The following is a 23,361-nucleotide window of genomic DNA, read 5'->3' as shown; positions in this document are numbered from 1 at the left end:
TTCAGATTTTTCGATATAATTTTACAAAAGTATATTTTCTTCAGTTTCTAAATCAAATAAATGTATTTTATTACCATCCATAGCTAAAACTACTTCTTCGTCGTCCTTTAACTTGTATCTAGCATTTAGCCTAGCTGTTACATTTTCTCCACCTACATTTAAATATGCATATATTTCTGCTCCCATATTCTCTTGTATTTCAACTTTAGCATTAAAAGATGTTTCCTTAGAAGCTTCTATAAACACATTTTCCATATGAATATCCTCTGGTCTAATTCCTAAAACTACCTTTTTACCTATATATCCTTTTTTCTTTAGTATTTTACCTTTACCCAAAGGTATGCTTATTTTAATATCATTAAATGAAGCCACTATATTTTTGTTTTCTTCATTAATATTAACTTCTATTAAATTCATTTGAGGCGCTCCAATAAATCCTGCTACGAACATATTATTAGGGTTTTCGTAAAGTTCTTGTGGTGTAGCCGTTTGCTGAATAAACCCATCCTTCATTACTACTATTCTATCCCCCATGGTCATAGCCTCAACTTGATCATGAGTTACATATATAAATGTAGTTCCAAGCTTTTTATGAAGCTTACTTATCTCAGTTCTCATTTGAGTCCTAAGCTTAGCATCTAAATTAGATAACGGCTCATCCATTAAAAATACCTTAGGCTCTCTAACTATAGCTCTCCCTAATGCTACCCTTTGTCTTTGTCCTCCTGATAATGCCTTTGGTTTTCTAGTTAATACACTTTCTAAACCAAGTATTTTAGCAGCTTCTTTCACCTTTTCATCTATTTGATTTTTAGGAATCTTTCTAAGTTTTAAAGCAAAAGCCATATTGTCATAAACAGTCATATGTGGGTATAGCGCATAATTCTGGAATACCATAGCTATATCTCTATCCTTAGGAGGAAGATTGTTAACAACTTTATCTGCAATTTTAAGTTCTCCTGAAGTTATATCTTCAAGCCCTGCTATCATTCTTAAAGTAGTCGATTTACCGCATCCAGAAGGTCCTACAAGTACAACAAACTCCTTGTCTTTTATGTCTATATTTACGTTTTGAACCGCCTTATATCCGTTGTCATATTCTTTGCATATATTATTTAATGTTACGTTCGACATAAAACCATCTCCCTTAAGTTTATTTTGTAACCTTATACAATCTCGCCTCATACGGCTTTAACGTTATATTAGATGTATCATCATGATACTTCACATCGTAATTAGATAGTAAAAGTTTATCATGACTTAAATCAAAATCGTTGTATTCATATGAAGCATCAGTATCCTTTAAATTACATATAACAACTACTTTTTCATCTCCTAAAGTACGAGTATATGCATATATCTTATCATGATGTAATAGAATAATGTCATATTTCCCATATGTGAATATTTCATTTTCTTTTTTTATATTTATCATTTTTTTGTAAAAATTTAATACTGATTTTGGATTATTTAACTGCTTTTTTACATTTATATCCTTATAGTTAGGATTAATGCCTATCCAAGGCTGTCCAGTTGTAAACCCTGCATTTTCTGTATCATCCCACTGCATAGGAGTACGAGAATTGTCTCTTGAAGTTGCCCATACAAGCTTCATTATTTTCTCATGAGACATACCTTCATCTATTTTTATGTTGTACGTATTTTTAGTTCTAACATCGTCATATTCATCTATATTCTTAAATGCTACATTAGTCATACCAATTTCTTGACCTTGATAAATAAACGGTGTACCCTGCATCATAAAATACATAAGTGCTAGTGATGTTGAACATTCTCTTAAATATTCTTTATCATTTCCCCAAGTAGATACAACACGTGGTATATCGTGATTTTCAATATATAATGCATTCCATCCCTTATCTTCAAGACCTTTTTGCCACTTAGTAAGTACCTTTTTAAGCTCTACTATATCTAATTCTTTATTATTTTGAGCATCCCATAAGTCTAAGTGTTCAAATTGGAATACCATATTGAACTTACCTTGCTTTTCACCAACCCAAAGCTCTGCATCTTCAGTTTTAACTCCATTTGCCTCTCCAACAGTCATAATATCGTATTTTGCAAAACTGTTATCTCTTAGCATTTCAAGGTACTTATGGATTCCATCTACATTCATATGCTTATCAAATGAAGGTACATATCTAAGACCTTCTTCATTAGGCATATCCTTTAGTCCTTTTTCTTTATTAATGTGGCTAATAGCATCTACTCTAAATCCATCAATACCCTTATCAAGCCACCAGTTTACCATATCATATACGGCTTGTCGTGCATCTTCATTTTCCCAGTTCAAATCAGGTTGTTTTTTAGAGAATAAATGTAGGAAATATTCATCAGTTTTTTCATCATACGCCCAGGCTGATCCTCCAAAAATACTCTCCCAATTATTTGGTTCTTTATCATCTTTACCTTCACGCCATATATACCAGTCTCGCTTTGGACTTTCTTTTGAAGATTTTGATTCTATAAACCAAGGATGTTCATCACTTGTATGGTTTACAACCAAATCTATTATAAGCTTCATATCTCTATTATGAACTTCATTTAACAAATTATCAAAATCATCCATAGTTCCAAACTCATCCATTATATCTTGATAATCACTTATATCATATCCATTATCATCATTAGGGGACTTATACATTGGACAAATCCATATTACATCTATTCCCAAATCCTTTAAATAATCTAATTTAGAGATTATACCGTTTAAATCACCTATTCCATCTTTATTTGAATCCATAAAACTTCTTGGATATATTTCATAAGCCACGGCCTCTTTCCACCAGACTTTTTTCATATATAAACCCCCTCAATATAGTTCTATGCAAACGATTGCATAAACATTAAAAAAATATATTTGTTTACTAAGTTTATTATTAAAAGTTAGTGCAAACGGTTGCATTAATATGTAAAAAAATATATCGAATTTTGCACTTATTTGTAATTAATTTTCTTATTATAAGAATATTATAAATTCGCATATTAGTCAAGCGTTTTCCTTTGAATTTATAATATTTTTTAAATTTTCATTCAACTTTTAGTTATTTTCATATTTTCTTACATCTATACACATTAATTTTAAAAAGATACTCATTAAAATTTTAGCTAAATGTTGCTATTTTAATGAGTATCTTTTTTAGTTCAGGCACTATAAAAAAATATATATTTCTCTACATTATATCAAGTATATATTTTTTTATTTCATTAAACCTTTTAGAAGTTACTATATCCTTACTTCTATTCTTATCAAGGTTTACAATTATCTCTTCTTTTACACTTGCAGGCTTATCAGATAAAATATATATTCTATCTGATAAAAGTATTGCTTCTTCAACATCATGAGTTATAAACAATACTGATGTATTAAACTTTTCTAATACATTCAACAGCCATTCATGCATATTAGACTTAGTTATCGCATCTAATCCTCCAAAAGGCTCATCAAGTAACATTATATCTTTTGAGTTTATATATGTTCTCATAAATGCTGCTCTTTGTCTCATTCCTCCTGATAGTTGAGATGGATATTTATATTCGTATCCATCTAATGAAAATGCTTTAAAATAATCTTTAACTTCATTCCTAGCATCTTTTTTGCTATATCCTCTTATTGTAAGAGGTATAGCTACATTGTCTATTATTTTTTTCCACGGAAGAAGTAAATCCTTTTGAGGCATATAGCTAACTCTTGAATCGCTATCTATTAAAACGTTACCTTCATCAGGCTTTATAAGCTCAGATATTATATTAAATATTGTACTTTTTCCACTTCCACTAGGTCCTAATAAGGATACAAATTCGCCTTCTTTTAGGTGTATATTTATATCATTTAATATAATTTTATCGTCAAAATATTTTTTGATATTATTTAATTCTATTTTATTTTGGTAAATATTCATTTGTAAAAGCCTCTTTTACATCTAATTCTTTCTCTATTAATTTCTTTTCATACATCCAATTAGAGTAATTAGTCCATACACTATCTTTCATTTCTCCCCATCTATTAGCATCTGCTTTATATTCTTTAGCTAAATATTTTTGACTCTCAACAGCTATAGTTTTATCTATTTCTGGATTTTCTTTTAATAAAGATTCAACTGCATCTTCAGGATTATTTATTGAATACTCATATCCTTTAGTTGTAGCTTTTAAGAATTTTTTAACCATATCTTCATCGTTTTTTAATGTATCTTCATTTGATATTATAACAGGTGTATAATAGTCAAGATTTTTGTCTAAATCTTTCATAGATATAAAGTTTATAGGAATATTTTTTACATTAGCTGCTACTCCATCCCATCCATAATATATCCATGTAAAATCTACATTATTTTGAACACTTGTAAAGAAGTCTTGAGATCCTATATCTACCATTTCAATTTTATTATAATCTCCACCATCTTTTGTCATTAGACTTTTTATCATCTCTTGTTCTACTAGTGATCCCCATCCACCGTATTTCTTTCCTTCAAAATCTTTGGGAGATTTTATATTTTTGTCTGTAAGCGATGCAAATCCCGAAGTATTGTGTTGTATTATTGTAGATATTGCTTTTATTGGCAGTGGATTTTCACTAGTTCTTGCATAAGTTATTTCTTCTTGATAACTAATTCCAAAATCAGCTTGTCCAGCTGCAACTAGTGCTGCTGCTCCTCCTTGAGATGGTTGAATTATTTCAACATCAAGTCCTTGTTCTTTAAAATATCCTTTATCCTTTGCAACATAAAGTCCTGTATGATTAGTATTTGGAACCCAATCAAGAACTACCGTAACCTTTTTAAGCTCATTATTTGAAGTTTTCTTATCTGCACATCCTGCTACTGAGATTATAATTAAAGTCATTATGCATATAATTGATATTAATTTTTTTATCATTTTATTTCCTCCTATTATTTTGTTTTTGCCATGGCATTAAAGCCCCCTGAACAATATCTATAACCTTAAACAAAATTATGCTAAGTACTACAATTATAAGAATAACTGCAAACATCTTATCTAAATTATATGAATGCTTAACCCTTAGCATATATACCCCTAAACCATAGCTTCCTCCTAGCCACTCTCCAATAACAGCACCCATTATACTGTAGGTTGCAGCTACCTTAATTCCAGAAAAAAAGCTAGTCATAGAAGCTGGGAATTTAGCTATCTTAAATATTTGCATTTTAGATGCCCCCATAGTTTTTAACAGATTTATAATATCCTCATCAACAGATTCAAGTCCATCTAATAAACTTATCACTATGGGAAAAAAACAAACAAGAACTACTACTACAACTTTTGGCATAATACCAAAGCCAAACCATATTACAAAAAGAGGTGCTATAGCAACTATAGGAACAGTTTGAGATACTATAATTAAAGGATATAAAGCTTTTTTTATTATCTTAAAATTATCCATAAGTATAGCCAAAACTAAAGAAAATACTATAGCTACTATAAATCCTAAAAATGCTTCATAAAGTGTCGTAATTATATGTATCTTAATACTTGGTATTATATCTATTAAAGCTGATATTACATCTGTTGGAGATGGCAATATGTATCTTTGTACAATTTCTTTATCTACGACAATCTGCCATATAAGCAATATGCTTATAAAAAATATAACTGGTATTACTTTACTTTCTATATTTTCCGATCTTTTCATGCATAGTCACACCTTTTGGCTTATAGTCAATTTTTACAATAGAAGCAACTCTGCTGGCCCCTTCTTTCACACATATCTCTTGGACTTCTTTTACAATATTTAAAAGCGTGTCTAAATCACCTTCCATAGTAGTTTCCATAGGTCCAACCTCGTATTTTATATTACATGAATCAATGTACTCAATAACCTTATCTACTACATAATAAGTTTGCTCATCTGGTACCTTAGGTATAACTTGAATACTTACATTTGTGACTACTGACATAAAATCATCTCCTTATATATTTTTTAGCATAAAAAAACCTTTACCCAAGATAGGATAAAGGTTTTATATACAAATAAATTTTATAAATACGCTTTCCCTACGCTGGCATTATCCATTTCAGGTTATAAGGGTCGAAGTACCAAAACTTCCTCTCAGCCAAATTAATTTAGCTCCCCCAATTATTCAATTTACATTCATTCTATATATAAAATTGTATTTAGTCAACACTAACTTCTACAAGCTCATCTATATTTTTACCAGGTGGAACTATTGGATACACTCCAAAATCCTTATCTATATTACACTCTATAAACACAGGTTCTTTTCCTAAATCGCACTCACTTAAGGCTTCATCTAACTTATCAATAGAGTCTACACTATATCCCTTAATGCCGTATACCTTAGTAAGTAATTTATAATCAGGGTTAAAATCATTATCAGTTTCAGAGTATCTTTTATTACAGAATAAATTTTGCCACTGTCTTACCATTCCAAGAGTTTTGTTGTTTAAAAGAACTATTATAACCGGTAGCTTGTATTTTGCTATAGTTATTAATTCATTGCAGTTCATATTAAAGCTTCCATCACCAGTAACCAACATAACTTGCTTATCTTTATTGCCTACTTGTACACCTATAGCCGCTCCAACTCCAAATCCCATCGTTCCAAGCCCACCAGATGTTATAAATTGTCTATCATTTTTAAATTTAAAATACTGTGCAGTCCATAATTGATGTTGCCCTACATCCGTTGCTACCAATACATCCTTATCTAGTTTTTCATTCAATACTCTAAATATGTTTTTAGGATGAAATAAATCTTTATCCACTTTATATTCCGACTTGTAATTACTAATATTTTCCTTCCACTTTGTATTATCTTTGGCATACACATATTTAGTAAGTTCTTGTAGTATTTTCTTTAGATTTCCTACAACATGATATTGAGATTTTTTATTTTTATTCATCTCAGTAGCATCTATATCTATATGTATTATATTAGCTTTAGGTGCAAATCCTTTAGAGTTTCCTATAACCCTATCACTGAATCTAGCCCCTATAGCTATTATCAAATCACTATTTGTTACAGCTAGGTTATTCACTTTAAATCCATGCATACCTACAAGACCAAGACCTAGTTCACATTCTCTATCTATACTTCCAAGCCCCATTAAAGTATTTACAACAGGAGTATCTAATTTATTTGCAAATTCTTTAAGTTCTTTGCTAGCATTTGCTATTTTAATCCCTCCACCTGCATATATAACAGGTTTTTTAGACTCATTTATTATCTTTACAACGTCTGTCAAATCTAAGTCTTTTTCATATTCATCGTACACATCTAAAGTATCATATAAATCTATTTTATATTCTGCCAAGAATATATCTTTTGGAATATCTATAAGTACTGGTCCAGGTCTTCCTGTAGTAGTAATTTGAAAAGCTTCTTTAATTATTTTAGGTATATCATCTACATTTCTAACTAAGTAATTATGTTTTGTTATAGACATTGTAACCCCTGTTATATCTATCTCTTGAAAAGAATCTCTACCTAGTAATGATGTTGGAACTTGACCTGTTATTACAACAAGTGGAACAGAGTCCATAAAAGCTGTTGCAATGCCAGTTACAGTATTAGTAGCACCAGGCCCTGATGTTGCAATACATACTCCTACTTTTCCACTACTTCTTGCATATCCATCTGCTGCATGAATTGCACCCTGTTCATGGGCAGTTCTTATATGATTAAAATGTCCATACTCATAAAGTGCATCATAAAATGGAATAACTGCCCCTCCAGGATATCCAAATAGTGTGTCTACACCTTGTTTTTCTAGACTCTCAAGCAATAATCTAGCTCCATTCATAGTTTATCTCCTTCCCTTAATTCTTTAAATACATACAGCTCCCTTTGAAGCACTCTGAACTATCTTTGAATACTTTCCAAGATAACCAGTATAATTTTTAGTCTTTAACTTCAAGTTTTCTCTTCTTTTACTTAATTCTTGATCATCAACTTTAAGCTCAATAATACCTTTATCTATATCAATACTTATCAAATCATCATCTTTAACTAATCCTATCATTCCACCATCTATAGCTTCTGGACAAACATGACCTATTGCCGCTCCTTTAGTTCCCCCCGAGAATCTACCATCTGTTATAAGTGATACACTATCATCAAGACCCATTCCAACTAGTGATGATGTAGGTGTTAACATTTCTCTCATTCCTGGACCTGCCTTTGGTCCTTCATATCTTATTACTACTACATCACCCTTTTCTATTTTTCCTCCTAAAATACTTTCAACAGCCTCTTCTTCACTATCAAATACCTTTGCAGTAGATATTGTTTTCATCATATTATCTTTAACAGCAGATTTTTTAACAACTGCACCTTCAGGAGCTAGGTTACCAAATAACACCTTTATTCCACCATCTTCGCTGAAAGGATTATCTATATCCCTTATAACTTCACTATCTTTTTTATCTTTTAATATATTTTTCAACATCTTCAAACTTACTGTAGGTACATCTAGATTTATTAAATCTTTCTTTGACAATTCATTCATGACAGCTAGAACTCCGCCTGCATTATCAAGATCTTCTATATGATGATTTCCTGCTGGACTTAGTTTGCACAGATTCGGAGTTTTAGAACTTATGTAATTTATATTATCTAAATTAACATCTACACCAGCTTCATTTGCTATTGCAGTTATATGAAGAACTGTATTAGTAGAGCATCCAAGTGCCATATCCACAGTTAAAGCATTTTCAAATGCTTTTTGTTTAAGTATATCTCTGGGAAGTATATTTTCTCTTAATAAATGCATTATTTGCATACCAGTCTTTTTTGCAAGTCTTTTTCTACTAGAATATACTGCTGGTATTGTAGCATTTCTATCAAGTGCCATTCCCAAAGCCTCTGTCATACAGTTCATAGAATTTGCAGTGAACATTCCAGAACAAGATCCACAAGTTGGGCATGCACTTTCCTCTAGGCACTTCAATTCTTTCTCTGTCATTTTGTTTGAGCATACCTTTCCAACACCTTCAAATACAGTTGTTAAATCTGCCTTTTCATTATTAAATCTGCCTGCAAGCATAGGTCCACCGCTTACAATAATACTAGGTATATTAATTCTTGCAGCAGCCATTAACATTCCTGGAACTACCTTGTCACAGCTCGGTATTAAAACTAATGCATCAAGACCATGTGCTTTTGTCATTATCTCTATACTATCTGCTATTATTTCTCTGCTAACAAGAGAATACTTCATTCCTTCATGGTTCATAGCAATACCATCACATACTGCTATTGATGGAAACTCAAGAGGGGTTCCTCCTTCCATTAGAACACCTCTTTTTACAGCTTCTGCTATTTGTCTAAGTTCAACATGACCCGGTACTATTTCATTAAATGAATTTACAACTCCAATAAGAGGCTTATCTATTTCCTCATCTGTAAGCCCTGCTGCTTTAAGTAGTGATCTGTGTGGTGCCTTAGTTATCCCCTTTTTTACTTTATCGCTATTCATATATAACCCTCCTATTCAGCTAATCTCTTACTTTTCTATCCAAGACATCATACCTCTAAGCTCTTTGCCAACTTCGACGATAGGATGTTCTAATTCTCTTTGCTTAAATGAATTAAATACAGGTCTATTTAGTTTATTCTCCATTATCCAATCCTTTGCAAATGCTCCCATTTGTATTTCTGTTAAAACATTCTTCATCTCTTCTCTAGTTTTATCTGTTATAATTCTTCTTCCAACCATATAATCTCCATACTCAGCAGTATCGCTTATACTATGTCTCATCTTCTCAAATCCACCTTCATATAAAAGATCTACTATAAGTTTCATTTCATGAAGACATTCAAAGTATGCTACTTCCTTTTGATAACCTGCATTAACTAATGTTTCAAATCCAACTTTTATAAGCTCCGTTACTCCTCCACACAGTACTGCTTGCTCTCCGAATAAATCCGTTTCTGTCTCTTCTTTAAAAGTAGTTTCAAGTACTCCAGCTCTTAATGCCCCTATTCCATAAGAATAAGCAAGACCTAACTCTTTTGCTTTTCCTGTATAGTCTTGATGAACTGCAAGAAGTGCTGGAACTCCTTTTCCTTCTTGATAAACTCTTCTAACCAAATGTCCTGGTCCTTTAGGTGCTACCATGAATACATCTACATTTTCTGGAGGCACTATCTGGCTAAAGTGTATATTGAATCCATGAGCAAATGCCAGTGCATCTCCTTCATCTAAATTATCTTTAACCATTTCATCAAACACTTCTTTTTGCTTCGTATCTGGAACTAACATCATAATAACCTGACTAGACTTAACAGCATCATCTACATTCATAACTTCAAGCCCATCAGCTTTAACTTTATCTCTAGATTTGCTTTTTTCATGTAGACCTACAACAACATCCACACCACTATCCTTTAAATTAAGTGCATGCGCATGCCCTTGACTTCCATATCCTAATACAGCGACCTTCTTTCCATTGAATACCTCTAAACTAGAATTTTTTTCATAATACATTTTATTCATCTCAATCTCCCCTTTTTATATAACTTTTATCTCTTTTACATCTGCAAGCTTAGAAATCTGCTTAACAACACTTCCAGTCAAGCTATCATCAAATACAACTATATCCAAATCTATATGACTAATCTGAGACTTCATATTAATCTCTTTTATATTAAATTCTTTTCTTCTAAGAACACTAGTAACTCTTATAAAAGAATCTATCCCCTGATTCAACCTAGCACAAACTCTACTTTCCATAATATACACACCCTTTCTTTTTAATAATTTAATACGATTCTAAAAATATTTATATAAAAATATAAGCGATTGATTTTAGATATTTTGTTATAAAACTTGAGCTTTGATGTTTAATAATCCGCTAAGAAGTTTCGTTGTCTGAGCGTAGTGAGTTTAGAAACTTTAGGGTTATTAATAAGGCAAAGCACATAGTTTTATCAAAATATCTTTACATGAGTGTTATTTTTATATAAATATTTTTGATAAACCTAAATTTTTGAAAATAAAAAAATCTCCCGTCTCTATAAACACATAATAAATGTATTTATAGGGACGAAAGATTATATTCGCGGTACCACCCTATTTGCAATTTCAAAAATTGCCTTCTCAATTCAAGTCGACCAAAATTAAATTCTTTTAGTGAACCCTAACCATATATCGGTAGTAACCGTCCTTATTTACTCGAAAATTTTCTTTCAACTCGGCAACTCAGGAGTGATCATTATATACTCTATTTAATCCAACTCTCAGCAAATGTTGGTTCTCTGTAATTAAACTTGAATATTTTTGTCTCCATCTTCGTTTTTTTATATTAACTTGTTTTGCGTTAATATGAATTATAAACTCTTTAATATTTAATGTCAATTGTATTGTTTAATTTTTTCGAAAAAATATTTTTTTATGAATTATCTGTGAATTCCTCTAGATATTAATCCATTATTTTAACTAATTTAAAATCCGTATAATCACATGATACCAAATGATACTCTACATTGTTTCTCTCACCTTGAAGCCCAGCCTTAAAAGATTCTGTTCCGTGTAAATGTCCATATATAACCCTTTCAACATTGTATTCTTCATATATCTTAGTAAATTCGGATTCTTCTAGTTTATCATTTGTAGGTGGATAATGAGTCATAACTATAAATTTATCAAACCCAGCATTCTTAGCACTATCAAGAGATAACTCAAGTCTCTTAGCTTCTCTTTTATATACTTTTTCATCATCTTCATCAAATTTAACCTCATTAGGACAAAGCCATCCTCTAGTTCCGCATATTGCATAATCTTTATATTTATAAAAATTATTTTGTATAAATTCCATGTTGTCATAAAGTTTATTTAATTTACTTATTGTACTCCACCAGTAGTCATGATTTCCTTTTACTAGTATTTTATTACCTTCCAATTCATTTATATCATCAAGATCTGGGATAGCTTGATTTAAGTTCATCCCCCAAGAAGTATCTCCCACTATAAGAACAGTATCCTCTGGCTTAACTTTTTCCTTCCAATCAGCTATTATCTTTTCTTTATGTCCTATCCAGTTTTGTCCAAATATATCCATTGGCTTGTCTACTACCTTACTAAGGTGTAGGTCTCCGATTGCATAAATAGCCAAATTTTATCACTCACCTTTTTTACATATTCCATCTTAAAATAAATACTTTTTACTAGTTTTGCTCTTGCACCTTCATATTATCCCTTAAAGAGTTTACACAGGTAAAAAATTCGCTTTATGCTAATGCATAACTTGAGAATTACATAATTTCTTCACAGATAAAATGTGCTTATAAATAATTTATAAGCACATTTATGTTATTTTTTATCATATTTATCTAATATATAATCTATCTCACTTCTCAACATTATGATTTCTTTTATATCCTCTATATCATTTATCCTATCAAGCCTTACCTGAAAATCTAGAGCTTTTTCAGTTTCACCTAAAATATATAACTTTCTAATGCTATCAAGTATATCTTTGACCGTAAGCGACTTCATTTCAAACATAACTTGAGCTCTCATTATCTCTTCTCTTATTTCACTCATTTCTTGATCAAGTAAAAAAGCTGCATCGCCCGCACGTCTTAATCTATTCGCTATGTCTTCAGGTATATCCTGTTGATATTTATATTTTAAAGAATGTTCTATAGTACCCCAAAAATTCATGGCAAGAGTTCTTATTTGAATCTCAGCTAAAATCTCTTTTAATCCCATAGCAGTCTGTATAGGATATTTTATAATTATATGATAACTTCTATAACCACTATTTTTATAATTTCGTATATAGTCCTTCTCATATACTACAACCATATCTTCTCTGCTTCTAATTAAACTTACAAGACTATATATATCCTCAACAAACTGACACATAATTCTAAGTCCAGCTATATCCTCTATCTTCTCCTCTATTTCATCCATAGGAACCTCAAGCTTCTTTGCTTTTGCTATAATAGATGATATCTTTTTAACTCTTCCTGTTACAAATTCTATAGGAGAATATTCTCCATTATTTCTAAGTTCTTTTCTAATATTTTTAAATTTGACCTTTAACTCCTCTACTGCATATTCGTATGGAGTTAATATAGTTTTCCACTCTCTTAATTCCATTAAGATCACCCTCTAGCCTGTATTTTCATTGTTGTAATTCCCCAATATATTTTAACACAAAGTAGATAATATTAACTACAATTACTTAAAATTTGCCATTAATTTTGAAATATTATCTTATTATATAATAATACATTTTTCCATTTTCGAATTGATAATCTATTTCTCCATATTCTACAAGATACGAAATCATAGAAGATAGGGTAGCATTCGAAAAATAATATTCTTTATAGTTTAACTTAAGCTCGTTGTATTCTATAATATCTTTTAATAGGTCTTCTCTAGTATATGGTGTAGTCAAAAACTCTCTTATTTGATTTAAATATTTGTATATAACCTCTTTATTTATCTGTACTAATTTCAAAGCCTCTTCTTTATTCAATAAAGCATTTGAATGACCCATAACGCAAAACTCAAAATCTATTTCCTTTATTTTATCTAAAGTATTTAACTGCTCAGATATATCGAATAAAAAAGGAAAATTATATTTTTCTAAAATGCTTTCATTAAATAAAGAATCTCCAAGATATAATACCTTATCCTCAGTTAATATACCTATAGATCCTATGCTATGACCTTTAAGATCTATTATTTTAAATTTTTCATCATTTAACTTTATATCACCATCACAGACTACCTCATCTATGCTAAATTTATTCTTTCTATTTTTGAAATAATCATCGAGTAATTTATTAGACCTTCCACCGTATACATAAGTAGAAAATAAATACGGATTCTCTATAAAAGTTTTTGCATCTCTTGATGATATAGACTTGGCTCCACTATAATAATCTAACAATACCTCACTTGCACCATGATGATCTGAGTGTTCATGAGTATTAAGTATATACTTCACACGAAGACCCTTACTATCAAATAACTTTATAAGTCTATGTGCTCTAGAATTTGAAAGTCCAGGATCTATAACAAGTACGTATTTATTCTTAAATACATAAACTCCAGAATTAGTTCCTCCCTTTATATAATAGCTATGTCCTTTTATTTTCTCTAGTTCCATACTATCCCTCTTTTCTTAAAACAAGAAATTCGTCTACTCGCTAGCGCGGTGACTCATATCGCCAACGATCCTTACAGGCTCCGTTGCTTAAAAATAGTCGTAAGTATCTCTTTCTTGACAAGTTCTCCACAAAACAAAAATGTTATAATTTCCTATAGAACAAGAAATTCGTCTACTCGCTAACCCGGTGACTCATGTCGCCAACGATCCTTACAGGCTCCCGTTCTCAAAATTCGCTACGCTCATGACGCCAACAAGTCTTGCGACTCTGTTGCTTAAAAATAGTTGCAAGTTTAGCTCCTCTATCAATGTTATAATTTTCTATATGACAAGAGACTTAACTCTTTTTAGTATCTTATATGAATTACTCTTAGTTATATTCATCTTTATATTGCTTGCAACATTGTTAAAGAACATAGATTCTATAAAATACTCTACAATTCCTCTATCTCTAAAATCAATATCCATAATTCCTTTAGAGTAAAGCTTGGAATCAATGACCATACCTTTATCATAATACTTCATTCTCTTATCTTTGTTCATATAATCTAAACTCGGCTTAAACTCCTTACAGTACTCTATCTTGTATTTCAATATATTTTCATCTATCTTAATATTATGCTCATCTTCCATATATCTTGCAAACTCTATATTGTCTTTTTTTATTCTCTCATAATTTTTATTGTAATCTTCTTTTGTCCAATGTCCGTATATCCTACAATTAAGAGGCCTTACCTCATATATTAAACACATATTATTAGAATTTTTAAATGGACATGGCATCTTTTTCTCGTACTCTAGGAAATAATAATCTAGTATTTTTCCCATAACCATATTATTTATATTTTTATTTTCATTTAAATAATTATATATATTCAAAAATTCTACTAAATTTGCTCCAACAGATTCCATACAACATTTTCCACATCCTATACAGTCTCCATTGGGTATACTATTATATAAATCATTAAGTTCTTTAAAAAGATCATTTTTTAAACAATAATCTATTCCTAAGTTAATATCATCCTTTTTTATACTAGGCATTAGACTCTCTCCTTGATATAATATTTTAATAACCTAAAATATTATATCAAATTTTAATTTGCAATTGGAGGTATTTCATGAATAGGTATACAAAAATAATAAGACCACTTGGTTCATATTTTATTAAAGACTTTGAAAAAAAGAAAAAAGATTTAATAAAAGTAAGGGAAATTAAAGAAAGCACAGTTAAAAAATTCTTTTTAGATGGGGATTGTGAAGTTTTGGTTCATTTTGAAGAAACGGGTAAAGAAATTTTAATAGACTTTTTTAGTTGTGACGAAGATATAAAAAAATATCTAGGCGCTTCATTTATTAATAGATAATGAAGGTTAAAATAATAAACAATCCATCTTCAGGAACCCAAACACTTCAAAAGAATTTAGAAATTATAGTCGGGAGATTAATACTTGATAATACATTAAAGGAAGTTGACAAAGTAGACACTACTATAGATTTTGACTACTCGGGTGAAGTTTTAAAAATGAAAGATGAAAATTATGATTTGTTAATAATAGTCGGAGGAGATGGAACTGTAAATAATGTTATAAATGCAGTAGCCAAAAATAATATAGACGTTCCACTTCTAATCCTTCCTGCTGGAACTGTAAATGACCTTGGAAAATATTTAAACCTTCCAACCTCAATCGAAGGAGTTTGTTCTATTATTAAAAATAATATTATAAAAGAAATAGATTTATGTAAGGTCAATGATAAGTATTTTATAAACGTTGCAGCTGCCGGACTTTTAGCTGACATAGCTATTAAAACTCCAGTTAAATCAAAAACTGCATTTGGAAGCCTTGCCTACTATGCTCAGGGTATAAAGGAAGTTCCGAAGCAATTATTTGAAACACTCAAATTCAGATTTGAATGTGATAATGAAGTTTTAGAAACTGAAGCCTTGTTATTTTTAGTCTTAAACTCTAAATCAGCAGGAGGTTTTTCAAACTTTGCACCAAAAGCTGATATAGACGATGGGTTATTCGATGTATGTATAATCAAAAAATCTTACGCTCTAAATACAGCAGGAGTATTTTTGAAGATATTCTCAGGAGAACATATAAACGATCCTAATGTAATATATCTACAAACTGACAACTTAAAGGTAGATTGCTTGAGCAAGGATAATTTACTTATAGATGTAGACGGTGAAGATGGAGGAACATTCCCTGCTACATTTGAAATAAAGAAAAGAGCTTTAAAAGTTATAGTTGGATATAGTAACAAAGAATAGCCTTCATTACCTGATATTTTATGGGTGAGGTATCAGATTATATGTATAAATATACTTATGTTGAAGCAAGTGTAGAAGGTTGGAGATTCGTTAGTTTTATCCCTTCATTATTCAGAACTCATGGAGTAATTAAACAATTCGATTTAGTTTTTGAAAAAGAAGAATAATAAACTCATAACTTTGTTGAATTATGAATGAAATAATAATTTAAAGAGCGAATCTATTGTTAATGTAGATTTGCTCTTTAAATTATTTAGTCAATTAACAATCCCATTGATAAAGAGTCATAAAATTTATCGTCAATCAAAAAATCTCTTTTTATAATTCCTTCTTCTAAAAATCCAAGTTTCTTATATAATTTAATAGCTGTAGTATTATCTGTCCTAACCCTCAAATTTATTTTTCTTATTAATCCTGAATTTTTACTCCATTCAATCAAATATTTAATTAATTCTTTTCCTATTCCATTTCCCCAATACTCTTTTAAAACACTAACTCCAAATTCCCCTGTATGAGCAATTCTTTTTCTTTGACCCGCTTGAAAATTCAAATTACCTATTATTTTCCCACCCATCTCCGCTACTATAAATAAGCTATTATTTTTGTTATTAGCAATTTCAATAAATTCTTCTTCCTGCTCGATAGTTCTACTAAGTTCCCCTTCTCCAAATGTTAAGTAGTCTGATTCTTTGCTAATTAAATCAAGATAATTTAATAATTCATTTGCATCTGATTTTAAAGTTTTTCTAATTATAAATTTTCCACTATTTATTTTTATTTCTTTCATAAAATATCACCTCGCTCTATACAATTTATTCAAAATTTTAATTTCTCTAAATAAGAGATTTTTTAAATTTCTCTGGTTCTAATACTCTCATATTTAATATATAACCACAATTAGTACATACTTCTGCTCTAACTTCTGAAGAAGCAATCACAGCATTAATAGGTCTTAATACTGTTGGTAATTTACCTTGCCCAATTTCTTTGCAACCACATTCAGGACATTCTTTTCTCTGTTTTTCCATAGTATAATCCTCCTATTTTTAATATATTTCACGTTGCGGATAATCTACCTTTTCAAAAGGCCAATCCTCTTTAATCCAATTTTTAACTGTTTCAAAAAGTATTTCTTCCAGTCCATTTTCTATTTCACTTGCTCTTGCCCATAAATATACCTCTGCATCAAAATTCTTTTTCTCACTTATATTTATATACACACATCCTAAGCATATTTTCTCATCTAAACTCATTACTGTATATGTAAATGCTGTTCTTTCTAAAAATTCATTTTGGTGTCTTTGTAAATCTTTCAAATTTTCTTCAATTGTCATATCTTTTCTTGGCCATGCATACTCATCATCTTCACCTGATAGAGTAAGTAAATGGTCTCTACTTGACATCACAGCTTCGTAATCTTTTTCAACATCGTCAGTTGTTAACATTCTGAGTCTGAATATTTCAGTCTCTAACTTTTGTGGAACTATAAAATTTTCTGGTACAAGCTTATTTATCATATTAACCCCCTATTCCTTAATCATTTGCTACATATGAACCATAGTTTTTTATTCTATCTTTATTTAATATTTTCTTCCCCATCACTAGCTACAAAATCCCCAAGTTTTAAAAGATCTCTTTTACCTCTATTCCCTTTTGTTGTTTGTATAACTCCATTTTCACCGGCTTTTTTTTCTATATATTCTCCTGTTAATAAGTTATAATCCATTTCTTGAGTATACTCATTTGTAGAAGTATGAAAAGAACCTACTGTAGCTCCAATTAGATACCAATCATTATCTTGATATCTGAATCTATACTTTCCATACCATCTCCAATTACTACCACCATAAAAACTGATTAAAATAGAACCTTTATCTATTGATATTCCTTCGAATGGATCTCCCCAAACTCCTCCTTCATCAGCTTTCAATATTGCACTTTCAACTTTTGTTGAAATAGTATATGTACCATCTTTATTTCCAAAAGCTATTAACAGTTCTCTATTTGGAGCTCCATCCTCTACTTCACTAGTTCCTTCTATTACAACTGCTATATCATTTATATTATCTTCATTTAAATCTCCTTCTACTTTTTCAAGTATATTCCAACCTTTTGGAATCAAATCAGATACGTCATTTATATTATTTTTATTTGTACATCCTGCTAAAATAGTACACAATATAAAAAACAATATTATATATTTTTTCCTATTAAACATATTCACCCCCTCCTTATACAATTCAATAATTTACCATTAAAGTATATCATATGCTTTAACTTAAATATTAAAATTCTACTTATAATATATTGTTTTTGTAGTAAAATAAGACTTAAGTTAATTAAATAAGAAGGTGATAAAATGCTTCAAAAGATTGGATATGCTTGTATAAATACAAACTTACAACCTAGAAAATTCAATGATTGCAGATTAAATTCAATTTATAAATATGGAATAGATTATCTAAGAGATAAAATAATAAATAACCTCTATCTAGTAAAAGACATTCTCCTTTGGAATATTAAAAACAATATATACATGTATAGAGTAAGTAGTAGATTACTTCCACTCGTAACACATCCAGACGTTATAAATGACTTTGATTGGAATTGGAAAAAAGACGATGAAATATTAAGTATAATGAATGATATATCAGGTATAGTTACACAATACAATATAAGACTTTCTATGCATCCAGATCAGTTTACGGTTTTAAATAGTCCAAATGAAAAAGTAGTTAAAAATAGTATTATCAACCTTAAATACCACTATGATATACTAAAAAGACTCTCTGGAAATGATATGATAATTCATACAGGTGGAGTATACAATGATAAAGACTCTGCTACTCAAAGATTTATAGAAGTTTTCAATAAATTACATAATAATGTGAAAAGTATGATAAGACTTGAAAATGATGATAAATCATTTACAGTTGAAGATGTCCTTTATATAAGTTCAAAAACTAATATCCCAATAGTTTTAGACATTCATCATCATAAGTGTAACAATCCTAATAATGTAGATATTGAAAATTATATATCTGATATAGTAACTACATGGGAAGATACAAACCTAATACCTAAACTTCATATAAGTAGTGGTCGTGATAATAATCTTGATAAAAGGCATAATGATTATATAAATAAAACAGATTTAAGTTATATTTTGAAAGTTATGGATAAATATGATTTTGATCTTATGGTTGAAGCAAAACAAAAAGACAAAGCCGTTCTAAATATAATGCATATACTAAAAAACATTCCTTAAAAATGAGGAATGTTTTTTATATAATATAAATTTTTAGCTGTTACTAACATTTTCTATAATAAAATTACCTGCCATATATTTTAATCTCTGCGTTATTTTTGAGGCTTCATCTTCATTTACAAGAGCTATTAAATAATCGCCTGCTGAAATAGTAGTTTTACCTGTTGGTATTATTTCTACTTCCCCTCTTTTTATAGCTACTAATAAAGTATTATGAGGCCATTTTATTTCTTTAACCATTTTACCGTCAAGCTCAGTACCCATACATACTGCAATTTCTAAAAGTATTTTTTTAGATTTATCTCCACGAAACTCATTATATCCTTTTTTATTTAAAATCCTTTCAAGTAATGATTCATATATAGGTTCTGAATTTAATATATCCGTCACAGTATAAGAAATTATAGAAACAATAGTTAACGGAAGTAAATGGCTAAATGATCCTGTCATCTCTGTAATCAAAATACTACCTGTGATAGGCGCCTTAACTATAGCTGTAAAATATCCTGCCATGGCTAATACAATAAAATTGCTTATATATTGACTATCCATATGAAAATACTTAACAATAACACTTCCATATAAATCCCCAGTTAGTGCTCCGATTACAAGTAAGGGTAGGAATATTCCTCCAGGTGCCCCCGATCCATAACTTAACATTGTAAAAATAAATTTAATTATTAAAATAATACATATCATGTTTATTGTATACTTTCCTTCAACTAAAGAACCTATAAGCTCATGTCCTCCACCTAAGACCTGTGGTAAAAACAAACCTAGTATTCCTGCTATTAAAAATGGTATCATTGGTCTAAATTCGACTGGAAGCCATTTTTTAGAAATATAAAAATCCTGTGTTTTTATAAGAGTTTTGTTAAAAATCACACCAAATATTCCCAATATAATCCCTAATATAATTAAATACATATATTGATTTAGAGGCAAAATATAAAGACGTTTAAAATCAAAAACTGGTTTTAATCCAAAAAAGTTCTTAGATACAAAATCAGCCGTAAGTGATGCCGACATCGCTGATAGTAAAACTAATGGATAAAAGTTTTTATGAACTTCCTCTAGTGCAAACATTACTCCAGCTAAAGGTGCATTAAATGCAGCTGCAAGACCTGCACTAGCTCCACTAGTGATTAAATATTTTTCTTCTATCCTTACCCTTTTGAAAACTCTTGAGAACCCTTGCCCAACAGAAGCTCCTATTTGAACTGAAGGACCTTCTCTTCCTAAAGACAAACCTGCCCCGATTGCTAGAACTCCTCCTATAAACTTTCCAACAATTACTTTAAGCCAATTCACGTTAAGCTTTCTAAGTAGAACTCCTTCTACTTGAGGAATTCCACTTCCACTAATCATTGGTTCTTTTTTTACCATAACTCCGACTATATAAGCAAGCAAACCTAATGTTATAAACCAAATAGGAATCAAATAACTATTCTGTTTCTGCAAAATATAAATTTTGTGAGTTAAATCACCTACTTCTTCTAATAAGAATCTGTATAGTACTACTAGCAAACCAGATAAAGCACCTACTACTATACCTTGAATAACCAATTTCAAACGAAAATTATGCCAATGAAACAGAGTATTATAGGTGTTATTCTTATCTTTCATACTAATACGCCTTCCTTTCTAATATCTTAAAATAAAGCAAAACCTAATTCAGAAGCTGTTAAGTTCTTATCCTCAGCCTTAAGATGATGGAGTCTTAGAACTTTTAGCTTGCAGATAAATACACATAATCTAAAAAATGACCTATAATTAGGTCACCTTAAACTAAAGCTTATTGGTTATATCAATCTTTTCTCTTATATACCTAATGTCTTTAGCCATCATGGGTATTATCCCTAAATAATTTATTACAAATAGTAGTATAACATAAAAAGGTACAATTATGATTAAAAGAATAGGAGCTACAACTATTAATCTAATTATACCATTAATTGTATATTATTTAAAAATAACCTTTAAGTTTATATACTTCCTAATTATAGATGTAAAGAAAAGTAGAGCATCAGATTATAATCTGATGCTTTACTTTTTACGTTTTAATTGTTAATTGCTATAATACCATACTTAGGTAAACCCCGTGATGCACCAAACCATACTTCTCCATCGCCAACCATAACTCCTTGATAATTTATAAAAGTATCTTTAACATCTTGATTTGAAAGAGCTTCTTTTACTCTCTCAGTAAATATATTATCATAGTTTTTTATAAATTCATCTTCAGTTGCAATTTCTCTGGTAGAACCATCATGATTAACCTTTAACGGATAAATCACATATTCAGAAACTTTATTCTTATCACCTTTAAATACTAATCTTTTTACCTCATTGAACATTTCTTCAAATTCAGCAGGATTATCAATTCCTGCCACATCATATCTACTTTCTCTCCCAGAACCATCACTTGAATTTTCATTATCATTACTGTCAGAGACAACCACATTATGTTCTGATTTATCAACATCTGACTTATTGCACCCTATAAAAAAAACTATACTACATATAGCAATCAAAATAATACTTATAATTTTTTTCATATTCTCCTCCTATTCAAATTGGATATATATCAATTCAATATAATATGTATTTGAATATAATAAAATATATGCTTATTAATCTAGTATAATAGCAATAACCTATAAAATCAAATATGAATATACTATATTATTATACTAAAAACAGTTTTACAAAAGGTTATAATTATTATACAATTGTATACACAATACAATGTTATTTGAAAGGACTTGATGTTATGAATAATAAATCAAAAGCAATTCTATATATGCTTTTTTCATCGTTTTGTTTTGCTTTGATGGGAGCACTAGTCAAATTGGCGGGAGATGTTCCTACTATAGAAAAAACTTTCTTTAGAAACCTCATAAGCACATTTGTAGCCGCTTTCTTAGTTGTTAAGAATAAAAAAAATTTCTTTGGTAAAAAAGAAAATCAAAAATATTTAATTCTAAGGTCTATTCTTGGAACTATAGGTATGATTGGATATTTCTACACTATAGACCATATGTTACTTTCAGATTCTGCTATGTTGAATAAGTTGAACCCTTTCTTCGTAACATTATTTGCTCTATGGTTCTTAAATGAAAAGCTATCTCCTATACAAATGCCATCTTTAATAGTTGCTTTTATAGGTGCTTTATTTATAATAAAGCCACAATTTAACATAGAAGCATTCCCTGCATTTGTAGGTGTTATATCTGCCATATTTGCAGGTGGGGCTTATACTATGGTAAGACTTTTAGGCGATAAAGAGGAATTTTACACTATAGTCTTTTATTTTTCATTTGTATCATCGTGTATAATGTTCCCTATGATGATGATGAATTTTAAACCTTTAAGCTTACATCAATTTCTTATACTTATGATGACTGGAATAGTTGCATCACTTGCTCAATTTAGTTTAACCTTGGCTTATAAGCTTGCACCCGCTGGTGAAATTTCAATATACAATTACACTAATGTAATTTTCTCAGGCTTACTAGGATTTATAATTTGGAATGAACTTCCAGATACTTTTAGCTTTATCGGCTATACATTAATAATAGGTTCTGGATTTGTTATATATTTATATAATACAAAACTAAAAAATGGATAAGATATCTTATCCATTTTTTTATATGAAAAGAAATTATATGGTTTTCAACTTATGAT

25 protein-coding genes, 1 riboswitch and 1 other annotated feature are annotated in these 23,361 nt (G+C 29.8%); of the genes, 5 read left to right on the top strand and 20 right to left on the bottom strand.

Annotated elements, in window-relative coordinates:
• Window positions 1-21: 21 nt before the first annotated feature.
• From Tmeso_RS12295 to Tmeso_RS12230, 14 genes are all read right to left on the bottom strand, one after another.
• Window positions 22-1,134: an ABC transporter ATP-binding protein gene (locus tag Tmeso_RS12295; protein WP_099191617.1), complete on the bottom strand. Its 1,113-nt coding sequence runs from the start codon at window positions 1,132-1,134 to the stop codon at window positions 22-24.
• Between the two features lie 19 nt (window positions 1,135-1,153).
• Window positions 1,154-2,821 carry a glycoside hydrolase family 13 protein gene (locus Tmeso_RS12290; RefSeq protein ID WP_099191615.1) on the bottom strand — a complete coding sequence of 556 codons (1,668 nt, stop codon included), beginning with the start codon at window positions 2,819-2,821 and terminating at the stop codon, window positions 1,154-1,156.
• 373 nt (window positions 2,822-3,194) lie between these two features.
• Window positions 3,195-3,923, bottom strand: a complete 729-nt coding sequence (locus Tmeso_RS12285) for an ABC transporter ATP-binding protein (protein WP_099191613.1) — start codon at window positions 3,921-3,923, stop codon at window positions 3,195-3,197.
• A complete protein-coding gene (locus Tmeso_RS12280) occupies window positions 3,904-4,899 on the bottom strand; it encodes an ABC transporter substrate-binding protein (protein WP_099191611.1) in 996 nt (331 codons plus the stop codon). The genes Tmeso_RS12285 and Tmeso_RS12280 overlap by 20 nt, the downstream gene beginning before the upstream one ends.
• Window position 4,900: 1 nt before the next feature.
• On the bottom strand, window positions 4,901-5,674 hold the full coding sequence (locus tag Tmeso_RS12275; protein ID WP_099191609.1) for an ABC transporter permease: 774 nt from the start codon (window positions 5,672-5,674) through the stop codon (window positions 4,901-4,903).
• Complete coding sequence (locus Tmeso_RS12270; protein WP_099191607.1) at window positions 5,646-5,939, bottom strand: thiamine-binding protein; 294 nt, start codon at window positions 5,937-5,939, stop codon at window positions 5,646-5,648. Before Tmeso_RS12270 ends, Tmeso_RS12275 begins: the two co-directional genes overlap by 29 nt.
• Window positions 5,940-6,016: 77 nt before the next feature.
• A riboswitch (TPP riboswitch) is annotated at window positions 6,017-6,126 on the bottom strand.
• Between the two features lie 30 nt (window positions 6,127-6,156).
• Window positions 6,157-7,806: a biosynthetic-type acetolactate synthase large subunit gene (gene ilvB / locus Tmeso_RS12265; RefSeq protein ID WP_099191605.1), complete on the bottom strand. Its 1,650-nt coding sequence runs from the start codon at window positions 7,804-7,806 to the stop codon at window positions 6,157-6,159.
• A 24-nt stretch (window positions 7,807-7,830) separates the two neighbouring features.
• Window positions 7,831-9,480: a dihydroxy-acid dehydratase gene (gene ilvD / locus Tmeso_RS12260; protein WP_099191603.1), complete on the bottom strand. Its 1,650-nt coding sequence runs from the start codon at window positions 9,478-9,480 to the stop codon at window positions 7,831-7,833.
• A 27-nt stretch (window positions 9,481-9,507) separates the two neighbouring features.
• Window positions 9,508-10,500 carry a ketol-acid reductoisomerase gene (gene ilvC, locus Tmeso_RS12255; protein WP_099191601.1) on the bottom strand — a complete coding sequence of 331 codons (993 nt, stop codon included), beginning with the start codon at window positions 10,498-10,500 and terminating at the stop codon, window positions 9,508-9,510.
• Window positions 10,501-10,515: 15 nt separating this feature from the next.
• Window positions 10,516-10,737 (bottom strand): ACT domain-containing protein, encoded by a 222-nt coding sequence (locus tag Tmeso_RS12250; protein WP_099191599.1) that lies wholly within the window; start codon window positions 10,735-10,737, stop codon window positions 10,516-10,518.
• Window positions 10,738-11,042: 305 nt separating this feature from the next.
• Window positions 11,043-11,305, bottom strand: a binding site (T-box leader).
• Window positions 11,306-11,425: 120 nt separating this feature from the next.
• Complete coding sequence (locus Tmeso_RS12245) at window positions 11,426-12,118, bottom strand: metallophosphoesterase (protein ID WP_099191597.1); 693 nt, start codon at window positions 12,116-12,118, stop codon at window positions 11,426-11,428.
• Between the two features lie 197 nt (window positions 12,119-12,315).
• Window positions 12,316-13,110 carry a GTP pyrophosphokinase gene (locus Tmeso_RS12240; RefSeq protein WP_099191595.1) on the bottom strand — a complete coding sequence of 265 codons (795 nt, stop codon included), beginning with the start codon at window positions 13,108-13,110 and terminating at the stop codon, window positions 12,316-12,318.
• A 112-nt stretch (window positions 13,111-13,222) separates the two neighbouring features.
• Window positions 13,223-14,128, bottom strand: a complete 906-nt coding sequence (locus Tmeso_RS12235; protein ID WP_099191593.1) for an MBL fold metallo-hydrolase — start codon at window positions 14,126-14,128, stop codon at window positions 13,223-13,225.
• 321 nt (window positions 14,129-14,449) lie between these two features.
• The gene (locus tag Tmeso_RS12230; protein WP_099191591.1) at window positions 14,450-15,172 is read right to left on the bottom strand and encodes a YkgJ family cysteine cluster protein; all 723 of its coding nucleotides are present in this window, start codon (window positions 15,170-15,172) and stop codon (window positions 14,450-14,452) included.
• Between the two features lie 77 nt (window positions 15,173-15,249).
• Between Tmeso_RS12230 and Tmeso_RS12225 the strand changes: the two genes are divergently transcribed.
• The 3 genes from Tmeso_RS12225 to Tmeso_RS16495 are packed head-to-tail and all read left to right on the top strand — an operon-like array spanning window position 15,250 to window position 16,573.
• The gene (locus Tmeso_RS12225; protein ID WP_099191589.1) at window positions 15,250-15,495 is read left to right on the top strand and encodes a hypothetical protein; all 246 of its coding nucleotides are present in this window, start codon (window positions 15,250-15,252) and stop codon (window positions 15,493-15,495) included.
• A complete protein-coding gene (locus tag Tmeso_RS12220; RefSeq protein WP_099191587.1) occupies window positions 15,495-16,406 on the top strand; it encodes a diacylglycerol/lipid kinase family protein in 912 nt (303 codons plus the stop codon). The genes Tmeso_RS12225 and Tmeso_RS12220 overlap by 1 nt, the downstream gene beginning before the upstream one ends.
• 20 nt (window positions 16,407-16,426) lie before the next feature.
• On the top strand, window positions 16,427-16,573 hold the full coding sequence (locus Tmeso_RS16495; RefSeq protein ID WP_187296341.1) for a hypothetical protein: 147 nt from the start codon (window positions 16,427-16,429) through the stop codon (window positions 16,571-16,573).
• Between the two features lie 86 nt (window positions 16,574-16,659).
• Here Tmeso_RS16495 and Tmeso_RS12215 read toward each other — a convergent pair whose 3' ends face one another.
• The 4 genes from Tmeso_RS12215 to Tmeso_RS12200 are packed head-to-tail and all read right to left on the bottom strand — an operon-like array spanning window position 16,660 to window position 18,624.
• Window positions 16,660-17,193 (bottom strand): GNAT family N-acetyltransferase, encoded by a 534-nt coding sequence (locus Tmeso_RS12215; RefSeq protein ID WP_099191585.1) that lies wholly within the window; start codon window positions 17,191-17,193, stop codon window positions 16,660-16,662.
• Between the two features lie 46 nt (window positions 17,194-17,239).
• Window positions 17,240-17,434, bottom strand: coding sequence for a transcription initiation factor TFIIIB (locus Tmeso_RS12210; protein WP_099191583.1), 195 nt, complete (start codon window positions 17,432-17,434; stop codon window positions 17,240-17,242).
• Window positions 17,435-17,452: 18 nt separating this feature from the next.
• On the bottom strand, window positions 17,453-17,923 hold the full coding sequence (locus Tmeso_RS12205) for a GNAT family N-acetyltransferase (protein WP_099191581.1): 471 nt from the start codon (window positions 17,921-17,923) through the stop codon (window positions 17,453-17,455).
• Window positions 17,924-17,982: 59 nt separating this feature from the next.
• Window positions 17,983-18,624, bottom strand: a complete 642-nt coding sequence (locus Tmeso_RS12200; protein WP_099191579.1) for a hypothetical protein — start codon at window positions 18,622-18,624, stop codon at window positions 17,983-17,985.
• A 141-nt stretch (window positions 18,625-18,765) separates the two neighbouring features.
• On the opposite strand from Tmeso_RS12200, the gene uvsE reads away from it, so the two are divergent.
• The gene (uvsE, locus tag Tmeso_RS12195; protein ID WP_099191577.1) at window positions 18,766-19,674 is read left to right on the top strand and encodes a UV DNA damage repair endonuclease UvsE; all 909 of its coding nucleotides are present in this window, start codon (window positions 18,766-18,768) and stop codon (window positions 19,672-19,674) included.
• 33 nt (window positions 19,675-19,707) lie between these two features.
• Here the strand turns inward: uvsE and clcA are convergent, their stop codons facing one another.
• Window positions 19,708-21,300: a H(+)/Cl(-) exchange transporter ClcA gene (clcA, locus tag Tmeso_RS12190; protein ID WP_242967921.1), complete on the bottom strand. Its 1,593-nt coding sequence runs from the start codon at window positions 21,298-21,300 to the stop codon at window positions 19,708-19,710.
• A 434-nt stretch (window positions 21,301-21,734) separates the two neighbouring features.
• The gene (locus tag Tmeso_RS12185; protein WP_099191573.1) at window positions 21,735-22,232 is read right to left on the bottom strand and encodes a hypothetical protein; all 498 of its coding nucleotides are present in this window, start codon (window positions 22,230-22,232) and stop codon (window positions 21,735-21,737) included.
• A gap of 215 nt (window positions 22,233-22,447) precedes the next feature.
• Here Tmeso_RS12185 and Tmeso_RS12180 point away from each other — a divergent pair, with 215 nt between their 5' ends.
• Entirely contained in the window at window positions 22,448-23,305 is an 858-nt protein-coding gene (locus Tmeso_RS12180) for a DMT family transporter (RefSeq protein WP_099191571.1), read from the top strand.
• The last annotated feature ends 56 nt before the right edge of the window (window positions 23,306-23,361 follow it).

The organism is Tepidibacter mesophilus, assembly GCF_002724055.1.
Classification (GTDB): Bacteria; Bacillota; Clostridia; order Peptostreptococcales; family Peptostreptococcaceae; genus Tepidibacter_A; species Tepidibacter_A mesophilus.
This window is presented reverse-complemented; position numbering and strand designations above follow the sequence as displayed.

What these genes read in the sequence shown, in the direction of transcription:
- Tmeso_RS12270 (WP_099191607.1), bottom strand. Translation starts at nt 5,939, where the DNA reads ATGTCAGTAGTCACAAATGTAAGTATTCAAGTTATACCTAAGGTACCA.
- Tmeso_RS12285 (WP_099191613.1), bottom strand. Translation starts at nt 3,923, where the DNA reads ATGAATATTTACCAAAATAAAATAGAATTAAATAATATCAAAAAATAT.
- Tmeso_RS12205 (WP_099191581.1), bottom strand. Translation starts at nt 17,923, where the DNA reads ATGATAAATAAGCTTGTACCAGAAAATTTTATAGTTCCACAAAAGTTA.
- Tmeso_RS12220 (WP_099191587.1), top strand. Translation starts at nt 15,495, where the DNA reads ATGAAGGTTAAAATAATAAACAATCCATCTTCAGGAACCCAAACACTT.
- Tmeso_RS12185 (WP_099191573.1), bottom strand. Translation starts at nt 22,232, where the DNA reads ATGAAAAAAATTATAAGTATTATTTTGATTGCTATATGTAGTATAGTT.
- Tmeso_RS12240 (WP_099191595.1), bottom strand. Translation starts at nt 13,110, where the DNA reads ATGGAATTAAGAGAGTGGAAAACTATATTAACTCCATACGAATATGCA.
- Tmeso_RS12230 (WP_099191591.1), bottom strand. Translation starts at nt 15,172, where the DNA reads ATGCCTAGTATAAAAAAGGATGATATTAACTTAGGAATAGATTATTGT.
- Tmeso_RS12225 (WP_099191589.1), top strand. Translation starts at nt 15,250, where the DNA reads ATGAATAGGTATACAAAAATAATAAGACCACTTGGTTCATATTTTATT.
- Tmeso_RS12275 (WP_099191609.1), bottom strand. Translation starts at nt 5,674, where the DNA reads ATGAAAAGATCGGAAAATATAGAAAGTAAAGTAATACCAGTTATATTT.
- Tmeso_RS12250 (WP_099191599.1), bottom strand. Translation starts at nt 10,737, where the DNA reads ATGGAAAGTAGAGTTTGTGCTAGGTTGAATCAGGGGATAGATTCTTTT.
- ilvC (WP_099191601.1), bottom strand. Translation starts at nt 10,500, where the DNA reads ATGAATAAAATGTATTATGAAAAAAATTCTAGTTTAGAGGTATTCAAT.
- Tmeso_RS12200 (WP_099191579.1), bottom strand. Translation starts at nt 18,624, where the DNA reads ATGTTTAATAGGAAAAAATATATAATATTGTTTTTTATATTGTGTACT.
- ilvD (WP_099191603.1), bottom strand. Translation starts at nt 9,480, where the DNA reads ATGAATAGCGATAAAGTAAAAAAGGGGATAACTAAGGCACCACACAGA.
- Tmeso_RS12295 (WP_099191617.1), bottom strand. Translation starts at nt 1,134, where the DNA reads ATGTCGAACGTAACATTAAATAATATATGCAAAGAATATGACAACGGA.
- Tmeso_RS12215 (WP_099191585.1), bottom strand. Translation starts at nt 17,193, where the DNA reads ATGAAAGAAATAAAAATAAATAGTGGAAAATTTATAATTAGAAAAACT.
- Tmeso_RS12210 (WP_099191583.1), bottom strand. Translation starts at nt 17,434, where the DNA reads ATGGAAAAACAGAGAAAAGAATGTCCTGAATGTGGTTGCAAAGAAATT.
- ilvB (WP_099191605.1), bottom strand. Translation starts at nt 7,806, where the DNA reads ATGAATGGAGCTAGATTATTGCTTGAGAGTCTAGAAAAACAAGGTGTA.
- clcA (WP_242967921.1), bottom strand. Translation starts at nt 21,300, where the DNA reads ATGAAAGATAAGAATAACACCTATAATACTCTGTTTCATTGGCATAAT.
- Tmeso_RS16495 (WP_187296341.1), top strand. Translation starts at nt 16,427, where the DNA reads ATGGGTGAGGTATCAGATTATATGTATAAATATACTTATGTTGAAGCA.
- Tmeso_RS12290 (WP_099191615.1), bottom strand. Translation starts at nt 2,821, where the DNA reads ATGAAAAAAGTCTGGTGGAAAGAGGCCGTGGCTTATGAAATATATCCA.
- Tmeso_RS12180 (WP_099191571.1), top strand. Translation starts at nt 22,448, where the DNA reads ATGAATAATAAATCAAAAGCAATTCTATATATGCTTTTTTCATCGTTT.
- uvsE (WP_099191577.1), top strand. Translation starts at nt 18,766, where the DNA reads ATGCTTCAAAAGATTGGATATGCTTGTATAAATACAAACTTACAACCT.
- Tmeso_RS12235 (WP_099191593.1), bottom strand. Translation starts at nt 14,128, where the DNA reads ATGGAACTAGAGAAAATAAAAGGACATAGCTATTATATAAAGGGAGGA.
- Tmeso_RS12280 (WP_099191611.1), bottom strand. Translation starts at nt 4,899, where the DNA reads ATGATAAAAAAATTAATATCAATTATATGCATAATGACTTTAATTATA.